This is a genomic window from Microcoleus sp. PH2017_28_MFU_U_A (genome assembly GCF_020738035.1).
Classification (GTDB): domain Bacteria; phylum Cyanobacteriota; class Cyanobacteriia; order Cyanobacteriales; family Microcoleaceae; genus Microcoleus.
On the sequence record NZ_JAEQCX010000118.1, the window covers coordinates 1 to 21,001 of the forward strand.

Annotated in this window: 12 protein-coding genes; 4 read left to right on the top strand and 8 right to left on the bottom strand. The window is 45.3% G+C overall.

Annotated features, from left to right (window positions below; translation table 11 throughout):
- Window positions 1–182 precede the first annotated feature (182 nt).
- The 6 genes from JGK14_RS27035 to JGK14_RS27060 form a co-directional block, all read right to left on the bottom strand.
- Complete coding sequence (locus JGK14_RS27035; protein ID WP_325315699.1) at window positions 183–857, bottom strand: DNA-binding response regulator; 675 nt, start codon at window positions 855–857, stop codon at window positions 183–185.
- A gap of 346 nt (window positions 858–1,203) precedes the next feature.
- Window positions 1,204–2,475, bottom strand: a complete 1,272-nt coding sequence (locus tag JGK14_RS27040) for an FAD-dependent hydroxylase (protein WP_293229537.1) — start codon at window positions 2,473–2,475, stop codon at window positions 1,204–1,206.
- A gap of 356 nt (window positions 2,476–2,831) precedes the next feature.
- Complete coding sequence (locus JGK14_RS27045; protein WP_325315700.1) at window positions 2,832–5,975, bottom strand: PAS domain S-box protein; 3,144 nt, start codon at window positions 5,973–5,975, stop codon at window positions 2,832–2,834.
- Between the two features lie 833 nt (window positions 5,976–6,808).
- The gene (locus JGK14_RS27050) at window positions 6,809–7,954 is read right to left on the bottom strand and encodes a serine/threonine-protein kinase (RefSeq protein ID WP_293223683.1); all 1,146 of its coding nucleotides are present in this window, start codon (window positions 7,952–7,954) and stop codon (window positions 6,809–6,811) included.
- Between the two features lie 248 nt (window positions 7,955–8,202).
- Window positions 8,203–8,367, bottom strand: a complete 165-nt coding sequence (locus JGK14_RS27055) for a hypothetical protein (protein ID WP_293175292.1) — start codon at window positions 8,365–8,367, stop codon at window positions 8,203–8,205.
- Window positions 8,368–8,729: 362 nt separating this feature from the next.
- The gene (locus JGK14_RS27060; RefSeq protein ID WP_293175294.1) at window positions 8,730–9,392 is read right to left on the bottom strand and encodes a glycoside hydrolase family 108 protein; all 663 of its coding nucleotides are present in this window, start codon (window positions 9,390–9,392) and stop codon (window positions 8,730–8,732) included.
- 99 nt (window positions 9,393–9,491) lie between these two features.
- Here JGK14_RS27060 and JGK14_RS27065 point away from each other — a divergent pair, with 99 nt between their 5' ends.
- From JGK14_RS27065 to JGK14_RS27080, 4 genes are all read left to right on the top strand, one after another.
- Window positions 9,492–11,681, top strand: a complete 2,190-nt coding sequence (locus JGK14_RS27065; RefSeq protein WP_325315701.1) for an O-linked N-acetylglucosamine transferase, SPINDLY family protein — start codon at window positions 9,492–9,494, stop codon at window positions 11,679–11,681.
- 357 nt (window positions 11,682–12,038) lie between these two features.
- Window positions 12,039–12,635, top strand: coding sequence for a tRNA-(ms[2]io[6]A)-hydroxylase (locus JGK14_RS27070; protein WP_293196621.1), 597 nt, complete (start codon window positions 12,039–12,041; stop codon window positions 12,633–12,635).
- A gap of 91 nt (window positions 12,636–12,726) precedes the next feature.
- Complete coding sequence (locus JGK14_RS27075; RefSeq protein WP_293189440.1) at window positions 12,727–13,224, top strand: GNAT family N-acetyltransferase; 498 nt, start codon at window positions 12,727–12,729, stop codon at window positions 13,222–13,224.
- Between the two features lie 72 nt (window positions 13,225–13,296).
- The gene (locus JGK14_RS27080; protein ID WP_293189442.1) at window positions 13,297–14,688 is read left to right on the top strand and encodes a cytochrome P450; all 1,392 of its coding nucleotides are present in this window, start codon (window positions 13,297–13,299) and stop codon (window positions 14,686–14,688) included.
- Between the two features lie 322 nt (window positions 14,689–15,010).
- Here the strand turns inward: JGK14_RS27080 and JGK14_RS27085 are convergent, their stop codons facing one another.
- Window positions 15,011–18,847, bottom strand: a complete 3,837-nt coding sequence (locus JGK14_RS27085; RefSeq protein WP_293196619.1) for a PAS domain S-box protein — start codon at window positions 18,845–18,847, stop codon at window positions 15,011–15,013.
- A gap of 670 nt (window positions 18,848–19,517) precedes the next feature.
- Window positions 19,518–20,909 carry a malic enzyme-like NAD(P)-binding protein gene (locus tag JGK14_RS27090; protein ID WP_293175307.1) on the bottom strand — a complete coding sequence of 464 codons (1,392 nt, stop codon included), beginning with the start codon at window positions 20,907–20,909 and terminating at the stop codon, window positions 19,518–19,520.
- Between the last annotated feature and the right edge of the window lie 92 nt (window positions 20,910–21,001).

Below are 21,001 nucleotides of genomic sequence, written 5' to 3' on the forward strand. Positions count from 1 at the left end.
AACAATCTGGATAAACCCGCCCTGTCACCACCGACAACCTACATCAACCTGAAATTTGCATCGCATAGAAAAATTGTACATGATGATTTATCGTTGGGTTGGGGCGGGTTTTTGAGATTGTTTGTTTCAGGCGATTATTGTTGGTGAACCCGCCCCTACAAAATACTGAACCGTATCAATTTCTACCCAATCTCGTGCAAGAAATCGAAATTACCGTCTCCCACAGACTTTTTAAGCGTATTGATAATTTTCGTTGTATTATCGTAAGGCCCTTCAACATAACAAGGTTCTCCATTGCGACCGAAATTCAAGCCGATTTCGCTGGTTGATTCTCCTAAATGAGCCTTCGACTGCTCGAAATCGCGATGCGGTTCAAAGCCTAATTTTTTGGCATAGGCGATCGCGCCCCAAACCAAAGCTTGTGCTTGCTCTAAACTAATCTCCTCGTATCCCAGAAACTGCGAGTAAGCATTCTCAACGAGATTTTTATATTGGCTATCGTTGCAGTTACGTGGCGGCATGGCATCCTTAACTCCCAAACACCAGTAGTCGATCAAATAAGAGGTTACAACAAAACGATTGTAGCCCTTGGAACGGGTAACCATCACTAAACCCAAACCGCTCATTTCAGAGGTTTCATTGCCCAACAATACCTTCGCAAAATTTACATCGACGAGACATTGAGCAACGGGCAATAACTCTCCTTTTTCGGCGCTAGCGAGGGCTGTTTGTTCTGCATGAGATATCAGAAAGCTACTGACTTCGGATGCTTTCAATCCTAACTTTCGGGCAATTTGTTTGGGCGTTAATTGGCGATCGCGCAGGTTGAGAATTTCTTGTTCTTGTTCGGGTTGCATGGTTTTTATACTCCCGTTAGGGCTGGGTTTGAGCTGAGTAGATCATTCTATCGCGTTTTTGCGACAAACTTCTTAAAATTGCAAAGTTCCAGGAAAAACCCCGGTTTCTTTGATGGTATTATACGATATTTTGTAGGGGCGGGTTCACCAATAATATCTAACAATTACCAACCATCTATATAAACCCGTCCCCACACCACCGATCGCCCACGTCAACCTGAAATTTACATCGCATCACCAAAATTTATATGATGATTTATCGTTGGGTGGGGGCGGGTTTTTGAGATTGTTTGTTTTGGGCGATTATGGTTGGTGAACCCGCCCCTACGGGGATGTATGAAAGAACCTAGTTTTGTCCTAATTCTGGCGGCCGCCCCATCAAACCTGTCATCAAGCGCAATGCTAAAAACCTCACCGGCGGAATTGTCCGCAAACACCACAATCCGAAGCGACGAAATGCTACAATTGGCATCCAAGTATTGGAAAACAATCTATCGAGAAAATCGGTAAATCCCAACACGATTAAGTTTTCTTTTTTTCGCCAATTGTGATACCGTTTTAATACTCGCAAATCGCCGATGTCTTCGCCTTTCTGGTGGGCTTGCTGCAAGATTTGCCCGATCGCACCTGCGTCTCTAATACCCATGTTCAATCCCTGTCCACCCACGGGATGGCAGCAGTGGGCGGCGTCGCCAATGAGTGCTAGTCTGGGCAATACGTATCGATCGCTCTGCATTAACTGCACAGGAAACAAAAAGCGATCGCTCTCCAATTCCAAACGCCCCAAAAGCCCGCCCGTGCGCTGTTCCAACAAAGCTAAAAACTCTTTTTCGTCCATAGACTGCAAAGCTTTTGCTTCCGCGTGGGGTGCTGTCCAAACTACTTGACAGCGGTTCCCTGGTAATGGTAAGACTCCCATCGGGCCGCTCGGCCAAAAGCGCTCAAAAGCAATATCGTTGTGCGGCTTTTCAGCTTTAATAGTAATGGCAACGCAGGATTGCCAGTATTTCCAGCCGTGGGTGCCGATGTTGGCTTCGCTGCGGATGCGCGATCGCGAACCGTCAGCAGCAACTAATAATTTGGTGCGAATTGTGCGAGTTTCGCCCTGTTGTTTGATTTGGATTTCGGCGCAATTAGTTAAATATTTTACCTCGACTACTTCCGCAGGACAAACCCAACTAAAATTTGGGTTTTTTGCTAAGGATTCTTGCAAAGCTGACAGCATGACTCGATGCTCGCCAACATAACCTAATGCTGTTTTTGGTACGGGTAATTTGCCAGTATTTCCTAAATCCGGGCGGTGGAATTCGACGATACCGGGATAGTCGCCGTCGCAGAGGCTAATTTGCTCGAAGGTGGTGATTTGCGGCAAGATTTGTTCCCACACGCCGAGGCCTTCTAAGATCATTCCCGATAGCAGGGTGATTGCATAGGCTTGTTTTTTGGCTGCTGCTGCTGCGGGGAGTTGGGTTTCTATGATGGCTATTTTTAATCCTGAATCTTTGAGGGCGCACGCTAAGGTGGCGCCGACTATGCCGCCTCCGACGATCGCGATATCAAAGTCTAATTCCTGGGTTTGCGCGGAGGCTGTTGTTGCAGAAAGTTGGTTTATGGGCATTTTCAAGGGATTTTTTTAAGTGAATAATTATATTTACTCTTGTATTGTAAAGAATTATTTCGATTTTGGGCGATCGACTGAGACGGGGAGATGACTATTTTGCAAGGTGCGTCGCTTAATACTGCGGAGGGTTTTCTGTGGCGATCGCAATTACTGGGTATGTAGTTGGGCTTTAGCCCCAAGAGCGCTGAAGCGCAACTACGTACCTGGTTGGTATGTTGTTGGGCTTTAGCCCCAAGAGCGCTGAAGCGCAACTACGTGCCTCGGAGCGCTGAAGCGCAACTACGTACCTAAGAGCGCTGAAGCGCAACTACGTGCCTAAGAGCGCTGAAGCGCAACTACGTGACACTCAGAAATTAATGACTGATGACTAATGACTGATTACTGCTCACCATTTCCTTTTCCTTGATGTTTTCCGTTGCTTGGGCTGATAGATTCTGGGAAATAGGAATCTCTATGATAAACTCTGCACCTTTCCCGGGTGCAGAAACACATTTCAATTTTCCTCGGTGTTTTTCAACTATAATTTGATAGCTGATTGATAGTCCTAAGCCAGTGCCTTTGCCGACGGGTTTGGTAGTAAAAAATGGATCGAACAATTGGCTCATAACTTCAGGATTGATTCCCATCCCGTTGTCGGCAATCCGAATGGTTACTGTGTCTGAATTTGCACTGGTCTTAATCTCAATGGTGTTGGGGCTAGCATATATTTCTGTTGGAGAACGCTTGCTGTTGTATTCTTCGAGGGCATCGATCGCATTTGCTAACAGATTCATAAATACTTGATTGAGCTGACCTGCATAGCACTCGACTTTGGAGAAGCTGCCGTAGTTTTTGATAATCTCGATCGCCGGACGAACTGCATTAGCTTTGAGCTTGTGCTGCAAAATTACTAAAGTGCTTTCGATTCCTTCGTGAATGTCTACTCGCTTCATCTGCGATTCGTCGAGTCGGGAAAAGTTACGCAAGGATACAACTAAGTCGCGGATGCGATCGGCTCCTACTTTCATTGATTCCAAAATCTTCGGAAAGTCTTCTATTAAGTAATCAATTTCTATCTCTTCGGCTGATAAAGCAATTTCCGTGACGGGATTTGGGTATTTTTCCTGGTAAAGGTTGAGCAGATTTAGCAAGTCTTTGGCGTATTGGCTGGCGTGGGTGATGTTGCCGTAGATGAAGTTAATCGGGTTGTTGATTTCGTGGGCGACTCCGGCGACTAGCTGGCCGAGTGAAGAGATTTTTTCGGTTTGGATTAGTTGCGCTTGGGTTTCGTGCAAGTCGCGGAAAGCTTTTTCGAGCTGGGCTGCTTGCGATCGATACTGTGCTGCTGATTGCTTGAGTGCTTCCAATACTTGGACGCGATCGCTAATATCCGTGTGCGTGCCCACCCATTCGCGAATGCTGCCGTCTGTTGCTAAAACTGGGACTGCGCGCACCCAAAAGTGCCTGTAGCTGCCGTCAGACGCCCGCAAGCGGTGTTCGACTTCATAGAGGTTTTTGGTTTCGACTGCGCGCATCCAAGCTTGCAGCGTGAGATCGCGATCGTCTGGGTGAATTGCCGAAAACCAGTTGTTTGTGGCTTCCTCCAAGCTTTGGCCTGTATATGCCATCCAGTCTGTGGGCGCGATCGGCTTTCCTTGTGCGTCTGTGATCCATACGAGTTGCGCGGTAGCAGCGATCAGCGATCGGTATCTTTGCTCGCTTAAACGCAGGGCTGTTTCGGCTTGGAAGCGATCGCTGATGTCGCGGGCGATGGTAGAAATATATGCGAGTTGGCCGTCTGGTGCTGAGTGGGAGATGATGACTTGGCTGACGGGAATTTCAACTCCCGAGGCTGACACGAAGGCTGTTTCTCCACTCCAAACACCGCCTGAGATTGCGGTGGCGATCGCTTGCTGGAAGGTGCTGCGGGCTGAGGCTGCGGCGAATTCTCCAACTTGTTTTTTGGATATATCTTCGTTTTCGTCGATACCCACCATTTTTCTGCCTGCTTTGTTCATGTAAACAGCGTGCCCGTCGAGATCGCAGATACCTACAAAATCCGGCGTTGCTTCGAGAATTGCTGCCAGACTTTTGTTGGCGACTTCGGCTTGTTTGCGATCGGTAATATCCCGCGCGATGCTAACTATACCGCTGATTTTTCCTTGCCCGTCTCGGTAAGCGTTTTTTGTCGAAAGAAATGTCCGCAATTTTCCTTGAACTGGCAATTCTTCTTCCATTACTTGCGTTTTTCCGGCTGTCACGATCTGGCGATCGGTTTTGGTAATATTGGCCGCAATTTCCGCAGGAAATAACTCGCTGTCATCTCGGCCGATAATGTCGTCAAAAGACTTGCCAATGATGCTAGCTCCCGCAGCGTTGAGCATCATGTAGCAGCCCTGAATATCTTTGACAAATAGGGCGGTCGGCGTACTGTTGATGACTGTGAGCAACAGGTTGTAGTTTTTTTGGAGCGCCTGCTCTGTTGTGTGAGAATCGAGAATTTGCTGCTGCAATTGCTCGTTAGCAAGTTGGAGTTCAAGAGTCCGTTTCTCAACTTGACTTTCTAAGTCTGATTTAGCTTTGATCAGCCCCAGTTGGGTTCGATAGCGCCTTCGGTCTGCGGTGCAGAGAGTTTTCGCATTCTGCCAAATCAGAACAGTAAAAACGATCGCGTTCAATATGCTTAACAGCGATATTCCTAGCTCCGGGGAGTAGGCTTGCAACCGCTCTCCCGAGATGATGAAGTAACCAGCCAAAGTCGGAATAACCATCGCCTGTGGCAACAACCGCCTTGCCATGATGCCGCCCGCGCGATCGCTCACAATTACTGCTATCAATCCTCGCTCTGGACTAGCAAATAAAAGCCCCAGGCTCAGTAACATAAATGCTACGGAGGTGTGCAAAGCCATTCCTGTATAGCCAATTGTGTAAAAGAAAGGTTTGCCGTAGATGTAGCCGATCAAACCCAGATATGCAATTAAAAATGCACAACAGCTTAAGATTTGAACCCGCAGGTATTTGGGGCGGCGTAGAGACAGCAGCAGCAAGGCAGTTCCCTGCAATAAAAAAGCAGTGGCAGTATTCGGCGCCATCCGTCCCGGTGCTGAGATACTTGTGAGGTTAGAATTGTCTTTAAATAGCAGTTGGTCGATGCCTAAGTCTAAATTAGAGCTATATTGAATTAGGGTGAATAGACTGATTAATATAATTAAAATTGAACTGGAAACAATTAAAGCTTTATCTGTTTTTTGAGTTTGAATTGTTGTCAATTTGGCGCGCCTGCGCTGTTGCAGAAATAGAGACAATCCGCTCAAAATAAAGCAGAATGCTGTGTTCGCTTTCATGCTTGGGAGTTCTGGAAAAATGCTCTTTAAGAGTTGCAGGTCGAAGATCCAACCCAACATGACTGTACAGCCGATCGCGATTATTGCAATACCAGCCTTTTTGGAAAAAGACTGGAGTGCTGCAATTGGGGTTGAGGGCGGCTGCACTTTTTGCGATCGTTCAAAAAATTCCAATTTCTCGCTCCCTCAAATTATGTGGGTTTCTAGGTGTTGAAGGTAACAATAAACACTCTACTTATATTGTTGCCAGATATACCAAGCTGCTTAAGATATTGTTAAAACTGCGTAGATAGCACATAATACTAACTATGTTATCTAACTTGAGATAGAGTGTCAACTAAAGTAACAGGCTTTGATGTATAAGGCATTGGTCAGAATTCAATAATTTTTCTTGATTGTTAGTTAAAATAAAAAATTATTTTTTCTTTCGGATTTGTCCTTATTGTTTGTTACTTATTCCTTGTTCCTGCGAGGTGGTAAAAAGTGCGATCGCCCGATTCATCTTCCGGGCAGAGTGTTTTTACTCACTCATTCGAGGGGTAATGGTAAAGGATTGTGCGATCGACTCCGCAGGGCGCTAACAACAAAAATAGCAGTCGGATTGTCAACCGGCTGCTGTGGCTGTGGTTCGTGTTCTGCTATCAGTTGGCTCCGCTAACCTCACAAAAGATAAAACTGTCCGCTTGAAACCAATCCTAAACAAACTTTCGTCCGCTTTCGCAGACTCAAGAGGGGGATATTCAAGCCGGATTTGGTATCAAATCTGACATCAACGGTGTTGGGTTTCCTTCTTTCATTAATGACTGTTGACTGTTGACTGCTGACTGCTGACTGTTGACTGTTGCTAGTAATTAGTTAACGGTTGTGTGTTGTTAGTAAGTAATTAACGATATTACTGGTTATTAGTTACTGGTTATTAGCACGAAATAACCAATAACTAATAACCAATAACCAATAACTAATAACTAACAACCAATAACCAATAACCAATAACCAATAACTAATGACTAATGACTACAGACCAAATTTTGAACTGCTTCCAAAGCTTCGGTTGCTGACTGGTAACGCTGGGGGAAAGAGTACAGCACCATCTGGTCTAAAATGCTAGCAAGCTCCGGCGTCACGGTTGCATTTTTCTGCCAAATAAGATTGCCTAAATTATCGACTTTGAGTTGTTTCGGGCGCATCCCTGTCAAGGCTTGAATCCCGATGATCCCAACAGCATAAATGTCGCTGCAAAATTTCGGTGCGCCGATGGCTTGTTCGGGAGGAATGTATTCTTGATGAGTGCCGCCGCCGCGCGATTTGGTTTGACCGTTGCTATTTTGGGAGGTATTAATTTCTTTGACGGCCCCAAAGTCAATTAATACAATCTTGTTATCTGGTGAGCGCTTGATTAAGTTTTGAGGGTGCAAATCGCGGTGAATTACATTTTCTTTGTGAACGAAGACTAGCACTTCTAAGATATCTTTCAACAAAGCAATAACTTGATGTTCTTTCCAGGGTTGACCTTCGATGAGTTCTTGATACAGTGGTTGTCCTTCGATGAATTGATAGACTAAATAAAAATATCCATCTTCTTCAAATCGAGCTAACAATTCTGGTATGCGATCGTGTTGGCCTAAGCGATATAACACTCGCGTTTCTAGATCGAATAGCTTGCTGGTTTTCTCTGACTGGCTTTTCAGGCGCTTGACGAGACACAAAGGTCGATCGGGCAAATTTTCATCTTCAGCGAGATATGTATCGCTGTACTCGGTGCTGACTAAGTGTTCTCGGATTCGGTAACGCATCCGCAGCAGCCTTTGCAAGATCGGATCGACAGATTTAACAGGTTTTGTGCCTTTTTCTAGAGATCTCATGATACAGTCCCAAAGATTTGCTCCGACTACTCTTTCTTCTGGTCGAATAATTTCTGCTTGCTTCAATACCTTGGTGAGGTCTTTCCACAATTTGTAGCCGACATATCGCCCCAGGTATCCCACTGTGTACCCGCGGGCGATCGGATCGTTTTGCTGAATTTCTTGGTACGTCAAACCAGTTAAAACTCCTTTAATTATCGACTGCTGCAACCGACTCAGGTTTTTTTCTGTTTGTTGGTATACCAGGTTGTCCAAAAAAATTATTGCTTCTTCTACCGTCATAGGCTTCATATTTTAAGTGATTTGTACGGGAGTCACGCATTTTTCTATGCTTAAGTTTCTGTTATACATGATTTGACTTAACTTTGATAGCTTTGTCTACTGATTGAAATATATTTTTATAAATATGACTTTTATGACTTTAAGTTATGACTTTTATGAATTGACATGATTCATAGTTGCGATTATTGTATCAAGTACAAGTTTTAAATAGAGAATATATTCCCAAATTAGCACGTTGCAATTTTGACTGTACCCAATTAAAAAAAATCCTTAGTTAGCTTTTTACCCAGAGCGAAGCCGAAGGGCTGTCTTCCTTCTATAACTACAGCAAAGTGCGATCGACTCGGTACCGATCGTAGCGTTACTTTAATCGGCGCCAGCGGTAACGATTTTATCAGCGGCAGATAATCAAGTGTTGGCAACGGTGACTGGGTTCAATAGTTTGGTTACTGCATCGGATTTCGTGTTGCTGTAGATTCATTTTTGAGATTCCCTACTTTTTTAAGAAGTGGGGAATCTCGCAACTACGATTTTTTCTGGATGATTTTACCGCAGAGGCCGCAGAGAGCGCAGAGAAGAAGAGAGAGATAATATTAAAAAGGCAGAAGGAAGTTCGGCAACGGATTGTGTAACGGATGTAACGGATGGAATTCCGATGGAAGAATGAATAAGGAAGAGGGAAGAAGGGAAGAATTGGACAATTGAAGAGAGGGAGAAACGGCTATTAATGCCCAATGCCCAATGCCCAATTCCCAATTCCCAATTCCCAATTCCCAATTCCCAACTACTTAATCTTGTTTACGTAGCCCCACAAACTGTAATCGCGACTCAGCCAACCCCGGAAAAAAGCCATTTGACTCGGATCTTCTTGCACTCGTTTGTAGCGGTAAATAATCCGTTCGTTAATCATTTGCAGCGCCGTATTTTTGTTATTAGCAGATTTTAGTGCATCCCTCGTGCGCGCATCAAAAACACCAGTTTGCGGCAATCCTAAAGCTTGCTGCAAAAATGTAATAGAATTGTTAATACCAAAATTAACAGCAGTGTCAAACATGACGATCGCCAAAGCAGGCTGCATCGTACCCGACAGGCTCGAATCCCAGTAATATTTATAAATTTCCATGAGCTCTGCTTCCGACATCTGCGTCACGTCGAGGGGTGGCAGCCCGCGACTGTAGCGGTAGGAGTTGTATTCCGTTTGCAGGATGCCCCGATAGGTTCTGCCGCCCTTATCTGCGGGGTGATTGCTGAATCCGCCCTCAAAATATAGGGTGAAATAAAGGGCTGTTTGAAATAGTCGCTGCCGAAAGTCGGCTGTCTGCTTTTGCGCGAGAGTCTTTTGGGCAAAGGGTAAGGGGATTGCTAAGGCTAACAAGAGTATCCCCAGCAGGAGGTTTGGTTTCCACTTGATGTGATGTTGGCGCTGTGTCGCTTGCTTCTCGCTCATAAATTATCTGTGACGATCGCCCGTAGTTCCGATAAAACTGCTACTCTGCAAAATAATCTAAATTCAACCTTTAACTTGATAGCACAGATAGGGCGCCAAATGAATTCCGATTTTCGCAACCAATCCGAAACACCCCAATTAGAAGATGCTGCATCGCTGACTGTCGTTGCAGAAACTTATTACTCTGAAGGCAATTTAGCAGCCGCCGTGGCTGCTTGTCGCCGAGCTCTGGAATTGCAACCGAATTGGGCGGCGGCTTACGTGACAATGGGCAATGTGCAGCAAGCAAGCGGCCAGATTCAGGAAGCAATGCGGTTTTATTCGGAGGCGATCGCCCTGAATCCCGATTTTGCTGAGGCTTATGCTAATTTGGGGAGTATGCTCTACAAACAAGGGCATTTCGTGGAGGCGATCGTCAATTACCAAAAGGCGATCGAACTTAAACCAACTTTGGCTGCTGCTTACTGGAATTTGGCAGGCGCACTGAAGCAGCAAGGGCAGTCGGATGCAGCCGTAGCCTACGAGCAAAAAGCCCTAGAACTCAATCCCCATCTAGCTCAGGTAGATTTTCACATAAATTTAGGCGATAAATTAGCGCGGCAAGGGAAGTTAGACGAGGCTGTGGCTGCATGGCAACAGGCGATCGCATTTAAACCCGATTTACCCGAAGCCTACTGTCAAATTGGCATAATTTTGCGCCACCAGGGCAAAGCAAAAGAAGCCATACCCAACCTGCAAAAAGCCCTAGAAATCAAACCAGATTTTATTGCCGCCCACCAACATTTGTGCGGCATCCTCCGAGATACTAGCGATTTAGCAGCCGCGCGGCAAGCCGTACACAAATACAGCCAAATGTGCGCCGAAACCGATCCAATTATGACGGCGATTTACTACGTCAGCACCTATCAAGTCTCGGGATTGAATCAAATTGCGCGCGATCGATTTTTAGAGTTAGAGTCGTACTTGCAACAAAACTTAGAAACGGCTAGCTCGGTAGAAATTAAATCGCTTTATGCAAACTTCTTATTCAGCACGCCCTACGTGCGAGATGACTTAGCAGCCAACTCTAAACTTTACAGATTAATTGCCCAAAAGTATATCGAAAAATGTATCAAACCTAATTTTTCTCAACCCGCAAATTACAGTTTCAAACCACAATCCCCAGCCAGCAAATTAAAAATTGGGTTTTTGTCCAATCACTTCAGCCGTCATTCTGTAGGTTGGTGCAGCGCTGACATCATTCGCGAATTGTCCGAGTTCACACCCAATTTATATCTGTACGCTTCCGAAAGAATTACTCCTGACGATCGCACTCAGCAATTTGATAGTTTGGGCAAACTCACTTTCCCCAAAACTTACCCAAACGGACTTGCCAATTCCGCAGAAATTATCAACCAAATTCAGCAAGATGAATTGGATATTTTAGTCGATTTAGATTCTCTCAGCGTCCCAATTCACGCTGAAATTCTTCACCAAAAACCCGCACCAGTTTGTGTCTCTTGGCTCGGATTTGACGCCCCTTACATATCCTCAGAAAATTACTTTCTTACCGACTGGCATTCGCACCCAGCAGGTAGGGAAAAATATTATGACGAGCAGCTAATTAGAATGCCGGATTCCTTTGTCGCAGTGTCAGGTTTTCAGAGGTATGGAGTCGATCCGGTGGCGTTGAGAAAGTCGAATCGCATCGGTTTAGATCAAATAGTTTACTTGTGCGTCACTCCCGGCAGAAAATTCAATTCCGACTTAGTAAAAGCACAAATTGCGATTCTCAAACAAGTGCCGAACAGTATTTTAATTCACAAAGCTTTGGGCGATGCTGCCGTATTTGAAGGTGCGTACCATCAAGCTTGTGAAGCTGAGGGAGTTAGCCGGCACAGAATTAAGTTTTTGCCCAGGTTTGCTACGGAGGAAGAACACAGAATTGTCTATTTGCTGGCCGATGTTTTGTTAGATTCTTATCCTTACAATGGAGGTACTCACACTTTAGAGGCTTTGTGGTTTAATTTGCCGGTGGTGACTCGCACGGGAGAACAGTTTTTGTCGAGAATGGGTTATTCGTTTTTGCAGGCTTTGGGAATTGAAACTGGTGTGGCTTGGTCTTGGGCTGAATATGTGGATATGGGTGTAAAATTGGGTAAAGATGGTGAATTAAGAAAGGCAGTTCAATCACAGTTGATGAAATCTAAAGACTCAGCCAATTTGTCGCCGTTGTGGAATCCGAAAAAGTTTGCTGGTGATATGTATGCGGTGTTTGAAAAGTTAGGCAAAGTCAATTCCCAAAAGTAGGAAAACGGCACAGTAGAGTGTCCTCGGTTGCCTATCCTTACCGAGGCAAAAATAAACTAGATCGTATCAAATCTGGTCAATAGATCGTGATTGTTGTAGGGGCGGGTTCACCCTGATATTCAACACAAATCCTAAATCCAATAAACCCGCCCCGACCGGATATTACGATCGACCGGACATGATATCATATCAAATCAAATCCGGTTACATCGTCGGGCGTAGGGGCGGGGCGGGTTTATATAATTTGTCGATACTTATCTAATATTTCGGCGAACCCGCCCCTACAGAACTCGATCGAATACCAGGACGAATTAAACGGAAATGATCTAAAATCTCACATCTAAAATGTCAAATAATATGAGTTCAACACTGCCAACAATTAAGTTTTTGAAACAGCCGACTTCGCCAGCTTGGATCGAACAGGCGATCGCCCATTTGGATACAATCTCATTAGATCATTCCCACTGCGAGCGGAAAGCGGCCGGAGTAGCGTTAAATTTAATGTTTCGCTACCCAGCGCGGGAAAAATTGGTGCGGATGTTAACCGCCATCGCCCGCGAAGAATTGGAGCATTTCGAGCAAGTCAACCAGCGCTTAGAAGAGCGCGGGATCGCTTTGGGCCCTTTGGCTGCGCCTCCCTACGGTGGGGGTTTGTCCGCCCAAATTCGCAAGCAGGAACCGGAAAGACTTTTGGATTCTTTGTTGGTTTCTGGTTTGATTGAAGCGCGGAGTCACGAGCGGTTGGGGCTGCTAGGCGAACACTGTCCCGACGCAGAATTAGCTAAGTTTTACCGCAGTTTGATGGCTTCGGAAGCGCGCCATTACGGGGTATATTGGATTTTGGCAACAACTTATTTCGATCGCGCTCTTGTTATTGAGCGGCTGGAGCAATTATCATTGATAGAGAGCGAGTTGCTGGCAACTCTTTATCCTGAACCGAGAATTCATAGTTAAAAGTTGGGTGCATTTCCAGACTGTAAAACACTAATTATCAGTAAAATTACAGTTGCCAAAGTCCAAAAATAAGTATAATTAGTAACAACTAATGAGAACCCAACATCGGGATTTTTTAATTCGTTCGTGGGAAACGCGCGATCGGGCTGAGGCATTCCATTTAATTCAGAATGTTTTGGTAGAGTACGGTTTACAATGCGAAGTTCATGGCGCAGATCGAGATGTCTATGATGTAGAACTACACTATCAGAAGAAGGGCGGGGAATTTTGGGTAGTTGAAAAGCACGATCAAATAGTCGGTACGGCGGCTTACTATCCCATCGAGCGCGGGAAGAATGCTGTGGAAATTCGCAAAATGTATATTTTGCCAGCAGCAAGGGGACAAGGTTTGGGGAAATTTTTACTGCAAGAATTGGAAAGTAAAATAATGGCTCGCGGCTTTGATGAAATCTGGATCGAAACAGCTAGCGTTCTCAAAGAAGCTGTGAAAATGTACGAAACTAGCGGATATCTACCGACAACGGGTGTGGAAACAGCAAGGTGCGATCGGGTTTACGTAAAATCTCTCGGCGTCAACAAGCTAGAATAGAGATTCGCGATCGCTTGGAAATAGTAATAATGCTTTCAGTCATCTGAAACAACAAAAGCAGGATAAAAACCAATGACTATCCTCACAGAAAATTCTCAATCTCAAAATAACACTAGCAACAAATTGCTAGACGGCCCTAAACAGGGGAGATTTGTTCAGACAGTCCGGGGGATTTTAAATCCCCTCTATTATTTAGAGAAAAATTATAAGACATACGGCGACATTTTCACCACCCAATTCAGCAACTTTCCGCCCCAGGTAGTTATTAGCAATCCTCAAGCAATTCAAGAAATTTTCACAGCGGATAGTAAATTCTTTGAATCTGGTACGGGAAACCAAGTAACGTTACCTTTGGTAGGCCCCAATTCCTTATTGTTGTTAGATGGCGATCAACATTTGCAGCAGCGCAAGCTTTTAATGCCACCTTTGCACGGTGAACGTATGAAAGCTTACGGAGAAATCATCCGCGACATCACCGAAAAAGCAATTAATACTTGGACTCCTGGTAATACTTTCGTCGCCCAAGCAACCATGCAAAACATTTCTTTGGATGTGATTTTGCACGCAGTTTTTGGGCTGAGCGAAGGAGAACGCTACCAACAAATTCACCAATTAATGGTTGATATGTTCAGCGTGTTTAGTAATCCATTAAATGCTACCTTTTTGCTGGTAAAGTCACTGCAAAAAGATTTGGGCGCTTGGAGTCCTTGGGGACGGTTTTTGCGGCAGAGACAGCGTTTGGATGAACTGCTTTATCAAGAAATTCGCGATCGCAAAACTCAATCTCAACCCTTGGGCGAAGACATCCTCAGCTTGTTGGTTTCAGCCCGCGACGAAGCCGGAGAGCCGATGAGCGATGTTGAATTGCGCGATGAATTAATGACAATGTTATTCGCGGGACACGAAACTACCGCCACAGCTTTAGCCTGGGCTTTGTATTGGATTCACTATCTCCCGGAAGTTCGCGAAAAACTGCTGCAAGAACTCTCTTCTATTGATGTTGACAATTGCGATGGGATGGAAATTGCTAAACTGCCGTATTTGAATGCTGTCTGTTCGGAAACGCTGCGAATTTATCCGATCGTATTTTTTGCATTTCCGCGCGTTCCGCAAGCTCCGATGCAGTTAATGGGTTATGATATTCCTCAAGGAGTGATGCTTTCTACCTGCATTTATTTGGTTCATCACCGAGAGGATCTTTACCCCGAACCAAATCGTTTTAAACCAGAACGTTTTCTAGAAAGGCAATTTTCACCTTACGAATATTTGCCGTTTGGGGGAGGGAACCGTCGCTGTATTGGCGCGGCATTTGCGATGTTTGAAATGAAGTTAGTTTTGGCGAAAGTGCTGTCGCGATATTCTTTGGAACTTGCAGAAAATCGTCCGATTTTGCCAGTACGCCGCGGTTTGACAATGGCGCCCGCTGGCGGTGTGCGTCTGGTGGTAAAGGGTAGTTTGTCGTAGTGTCGTAGGGTGCGTCAGTATGCGCGATATTTGGTGATGTTGAGAAGCTAGTGGCTGACGCACCATAGTTTGTTGAAAGGTGCGTCAGCTTACAGGATTTTCTGGGGAGCATCTCAGTTTTGTATTTACAGTGCTGTCCCCGCTCGCGTGCTTACAAGCACGCGAGCGGGGACGCTCGCACTACAAGAAAAAATGCTTCTTGCAAAACTGAGATGCTCCCATTTTCTGTGCTATTTGAATCCCTAACTGACGCACCCTACGAATAACCAATAACCAATAACCAATAACCAATAACCAATAACCAATAACCAATAACCAATAACTAATTTCTTTTTTGCCGCAGCGGAATCTCGATCGCAAATTCGGAACCTTCTCCCAATACAGAATTGCAGGTCAGCTCGCCTCCGTGTTTTTCTACGACAATAGAGTGCGAAATCGCCAATCCTAAGCCTGTGCCTTTGCCGATGGGTTTTGTGGTGAAAAATGGGTCAAACAACCGCCTTTTCACGTTTTCGCTCATTCCGGGGCCTGTGTCAGCTATCCGCATCATTACGCAGTTATTGTCGGTTACTTCGGTGCGAATTCTAATTGCTAAATCCTTCCCTTCCTTGCATTCTGGTTTATTTGTCTCCATTTCCAATGCGTCGATCGCATTGCTCAACAAATTCATAAATACTTGATTTAACTGGCCGGGATAACATTCAACTAAAGGCAAGTTACCGTATTCTTTAATAATATTAATTTGCGGGCGATCGGCTTTATTCTTTAGGCGATTTTGCAAAATCATCAGCGTGCTTTCTATGCCTTCGTGAATGTCAACTTGCTTCATTTCGGCTTCGTCCAATCTTGAGAAAGTCCGCAGGCTCAAAACTATGTCGCGGATGCGATCGGCTCCGACTTTCATAGATGTGACAATTTTTGGTAAATCTTCAAAAATATAATCAATTTCCAAGGATTCTCTGGCATTTAAAATTGCTGCACTAGGCTCGGGGTATTCACGCTGGTAAAATTGCAGCATTTTTAGCAAGTTTTGAGTGTATTCGCTGACGTAGCTGAGATTACCGTAGATAAAGTTAACTGGGTTGTTGATTTCGTGGGCGACACCTGCTACTAATTGTCCCAAACTAGACATTTTTTCACTTTGAATTAATTGAGTTTGGGTGCGTTGAAGTTGGTGTAAAGTTTGTTCTAGCTGTTGAGTTTGAGCTTGAGCTAATCGAGCGGTTGTGCGGGTTTGGGTGTACAATTTTGCGTGGTCGATCGCGATCGCAATTTGAGCAATCACCGCTTGCATCAGTTCGACTTCTGAGTCGCTCCAATGTCGCACATACAAAGCCTGATAGCACGTAATCGCCCCAATATCGCCGGAAGCAGTGTGAATTGGTAGCGACAGCACTGAGTTAACTTCTATTGCCTGGAAAGCTTGGCGCAATTCTACATTGTCAAAAGTGCTAACATCATCAACTTGCAGAATTTCTCGGCGCAAAATTTGTTCTACTCCTGCACTAGATGTGTCCTCTACAACATAAGTACCTAGGAAACTTGGCAAAGCTACATTTTTGGCTTCGCAGACTATATTCCAAACCGGAGGATTGCTGTTGGGACGGTACCAAGTGAAGATGCACCAATCTGGCTGCATGAGATTGTGAATTTCTTGAACGGCGGTTGCTAAAATTGTGTCTAAATCTAAAGAAATGCGAATTTGGTTGGCTATTTGATTGAGTAGTTGTTCTCTCTGAGCTTGCTGTCTGAGGGCTTGTTCCGATCGCACTAATGTTTCTTCTGCAAGGAAGCGATCGGTTAAATCTTGGACGACTGCTTGAATAACGCTTTCATTTCCAACTTCGATGACTGTCAGCACGACTTCTGCGGGAAAATTCGTACCGTCTAAACGCTGGTGAACCCAATCAAAACGGTGATTACCACATTCAAAGGCGATCGCCATCATCTCATTCGCCATGCTCAAAGAGTCTCTGCCGTTGGGTTGGAAAGGAGGCGACAATTCGCCTGGATTCTTGCCGACAAACTGCCCTTGGCTAGTGGCTCCAAATAGTTCTATGGTGGCGTTGTTGACATTGCGGATACCGTTTTCATCTAACATTAAAACAGCCAAGCTGGTTGATTCGTAAAGTAATCGAAATTTGGCTTCTGACTGCTGTAATGCGGCTTCTGTTTGCTTGCGATCGGTAATGTCGGCAACCATTGCCAAAGCGCCGATATAGCGCCCTTCTTTGTCTGGCAATGGATTAGTAGAAAGCATCGCCCACAACTCGCTCCCGTCTCGGCGCAGGAACTTAAAATCGTGCTGTTCGCGAATTCCTTGACTGCGGCGGTTGAGATTGGCTTGGGCGATCGCGATGCCTTCTGCATCCATGAAAGCAAATAGTGACTGCCCGATCGCATCCTCTGCGGTGCAGCCTAGCATATCAGCCATTTTTTGGTTAACAAAAGTAGTTTTACCCTCCGCATCGATCATCCAAATGCCTTCATCGGCTGTTTCGACAATGCAGCGATATTTTTCTTCGCTTTCTCTGAGGGCTTCTTCTGCTAATTGGCGAGCCGTAATGTTTTGAGTCATTAGCAATCCGCCGGTGATTTCTTGCCGTTCGTTTCTGACTGGCAAAGTATAAGCGAGGTAAATGCGATCGCCATAGGTAAATTCTGTAACAACTGTTTCTCCAGCCAGGGCCGCCAGATAATTTGGCTCGACAGCAGCGCAAAAATCCGGCTGGAATACTTCCCAGATTGTCTTGCCTTCCATTAACTCTTTAGAAAGCCCCACTCCTGCTAATTCTGTGCCTTCTACCAGGGTAAAGCGCATTTCGCGATCGAACAGCATCACCGCACTGTTGGGAATGTTGCTTGCCATAGTGCGGTAGAGCTGTTCGCTTTTTTGGAGGGCTGCTTCTGCTTGTTTGCGATCGCTAATGTCAATAACCAGTGCACCCATGCCGATCGCCTCACCGTCTTTGTCGAGTAGAGGAAAATAAGAAGCTGTCATGTGTCGCATAATCCCCGGATTTCTGGGATTCTCAGCGCTCATTTCCATGTTAATTAGAGGTTGCTTGGTTCTCAATATTTGTTCGTATAAAGGCTCTACCATTGGAGCGATTTCCGGCAATATTTCGCGTAAAGTCTTGCCAATGTGTTCAGCAGGACTCAGGCTATTTATTTCGGCTAGAAATTGATTAATTTGCACGTACCGAAGTTGGGAATCAAAAATGCAAAATCCTGCGGGTGCCTCCTGCAAAAAGGAATCAAATAGTGCTTGTCTCTGTGCTAATTCTTGTTCTATTTTTTTGCGATCGCTAATGTCTCTGATGCAGCCGACACTTCCAATAATTTCGCCACGAACGTCTTTTAACAGAGAAAGTGACAAGTGCGAGTAAAAATTTTCTCCAGACTTGCGCTGCATGGTAATCTCTAGATCCGACTCGCCTGTTTCTTCTAGCTGTTGAGCCACTAATATAGATAGTAATTCTCGCTGTTCTTGCAGATAAAGTAGAGCAATATTTTGACCGATTACTTCACTATTCTCATATCCGTAGAGTCTTTGAGCCTGTTTATTCCAACTGGTGATTGAGCCGCCAGCATCCGTGCAAATTACGGCTTCGCGAATTTGCTCTAAAATCTGATTTTGGAGTTGCAGTTGCGATTTTGCAAGTTCGAGTTCGGCGATTTTTTCTTGGAGTAGTTCGTGAGTTTTTGCCAACTCAGTATTCTGGTTTTCCAGCAATTTTTCTAGATGACAATTGCAGTGCGGCGGCGCTGATTCCAGCAGCTCGCTATTTTCAGGCTCCCAATTAACAACTTGTTCAGCACTCAACCAAATCGCCCACTCTCCGTCTGTTTCAATTGCCCGCTCCGACACTCGCACGGGTACGAGATGGTTGTTTTTATGTTTGTATGCTGCTGCACACGTGCCCGCGCACCTATTTTTGGTTGGAATTTCTAGATACTTGTCTCTGGCAGTACACTGTGTTTGCACAATTTCCCAGTAGTTGAGGTTGAGAGTTTCTACAACTGTCCGACCAATAATATTCGCAAAAGCTGGATTTACGTCAAGAAAAGTCCCGTCCGTCCGGCACAATGCCAGCCCGAGCGGGGACGGTTCTAATAATTTGCTGTTGCTGCGCTCTTCTCCTAACTGGCTTTGCATCTGACCTAGCTGGGCTTGGGATAATTAATTATATCTTTATTATGTCGATTATCTGGTTTATTGGTGTGATTTTTATCACTCAGCAAAAAAGCAGGAAGAAGGAAGTTCGGCAACGGATTGTATAACGGATTTCATTCAGTTGACAGTTGACAGTTGACAGTTGACAGTTGACCGCTTGAGGGCAACTTCTACCTGGAAGTCCGAGGATTGGAGTAATGAATCGTCTGATTTTAATTTATCCCTAAAACGGAGAGGCTTTCAACCAATGATTTCTGGTAAGGGATAGATGTTGAGGTTCGGGGGCAGAAGGAAGAGGTTAAAGGTTCGAGGTTCGAGGGAAGTTCGGCAACTAGCAGTGTACGGAATTTAATGCCGATCCGCTGAGGGAGGAGAGAGGGACAAAGAGAGGATGGGGAAGAAAAAAGGAGTAAGAATGAACGGGAAGGAGGAAACGGAGAATGAGAATAAACCAGAAAAATCCCAAAACAAGAATTACAACACTGCTACAAAGACCATGAATTTATACATGGCATCTTCCCCCTTCCTTCTTCCCTCTTCCCTCTTTTCTCCCTCAACTGTCAACTATTCTCGACTGTCAACTGCTTTCCTGCTTTCGGAGTCAACTGTCAACTGTCAACTGTCAACTGTCAACTGTCAACTGTTCCTTCTGTTAATCGCGGGCGATACCTTCGGATCGGGCGGCCAACTGCACTGCACCGGCGACAGCAATGGCAACTCGCTCGTCAAAAACTGAGGGTATAATGTGTTCTTTGTCAAGCTGTGAAGGACTGACTAAAGAGGCGATCGCGTAAGCTGCACCTAGATACATACTGGTCGTAATCGTGCGAGCTTTGCAGTCCAAAGCACCTCGAAATATCCCCGGAAACGCCAAAACATTGTTAATTTGATTCGGGTAATCGCTGCGTCCGGTAGCAATAATCGCCGCATCCTCCATAATTAATTCTGGCTGAATTTCGGGAATGGGATTTGCCATGGCAAAAACGATCGGATTCTCGGCCATCGATCGCACCATCGATCGCGTGAGCACGCCAGGGGCGCTGACACCTAAAAATACATCCGCACCGGCGATCGCATCTTCCAAAGTACCGCTCGAAGCTACAGCAAATTCCAGTTTTTCTGGGTTCATATCCGTGCGATCTTTGGAAAGGACGCCTTTGGAGTCGCACATGATGATGTTTTCGGCACCTGCTTTCCGCAGCAAACGGGCGATCGCGACTCCGGCCGCACCGGCGCCGTTAATTACGATACACACTTCTGCCATTGTTTTTTTGACGAGTTTCAAGGCATTAATTAATGCTGCCAAACTAACAATCGCAGTTCCGTGTTGATCGTCGTGAAAAATCGGAATATTTAAGGTTTCCCGCAATCTTGCTTCAATTTCAAAGCAGCGAGGTGAAGAAATATCTTCGAGGTTAACACCACCAAAAACCGGGGCGATATTCTGCACTGTGCGAATAATTTCGTCAGTATCTTGGGTATTCAAACAGATAGGAAAGGCGTCAATTCCGGCAAATTCTTTAAATAGCATGGCTTTGCCTTCCATGACTGGCAGGGCGGCTTCGGGCCCCAAGTTTCCCAGTCCCAAAACTGCGCTACCGTCGGTAACAATGGCAACAGTATTTTGTTTGATAGTCAGGTTGTAAACTTGTTGGGGGTCATTGGCGATCGCAGTACAGATGCGAGCGACTCCTGGAGTGTAGGCCATTGCCAAATCTGACTGGCGTTTGAGGGAAATTTTGCTTTCTACGCTGATTTTACCGCCGCGGTGCAGGTTGAAAGTGCGATCGTACACGTCGATCACTTTGATATCCGCTAGCGCTTTCACTGCTTGGACTATTTCTTCGCTGTGCTCGGTGCTGTAAGCATCGACGGTGATATCGCGCACTGTAGTGGCGCGGGTTTGCTCGATCAAGTCGATTTGCCCGAAGTTGCCGCCCACAGATCCGATCGCACTGGTGACGCTTGCTAGCATTCCCGGCTGGTTCGGCAGAGCAACGCGAATCGTTAAACTAAAGCTAGGGTTCGGTGTCAGTTTTACCATGATGGCTTGATTGGAGATTTGAGAATTGCAATCTTAGATTTTATCGCCAATGCTAGGCATAAAATTTAATAATTCAATTTTTCAACTTAAAT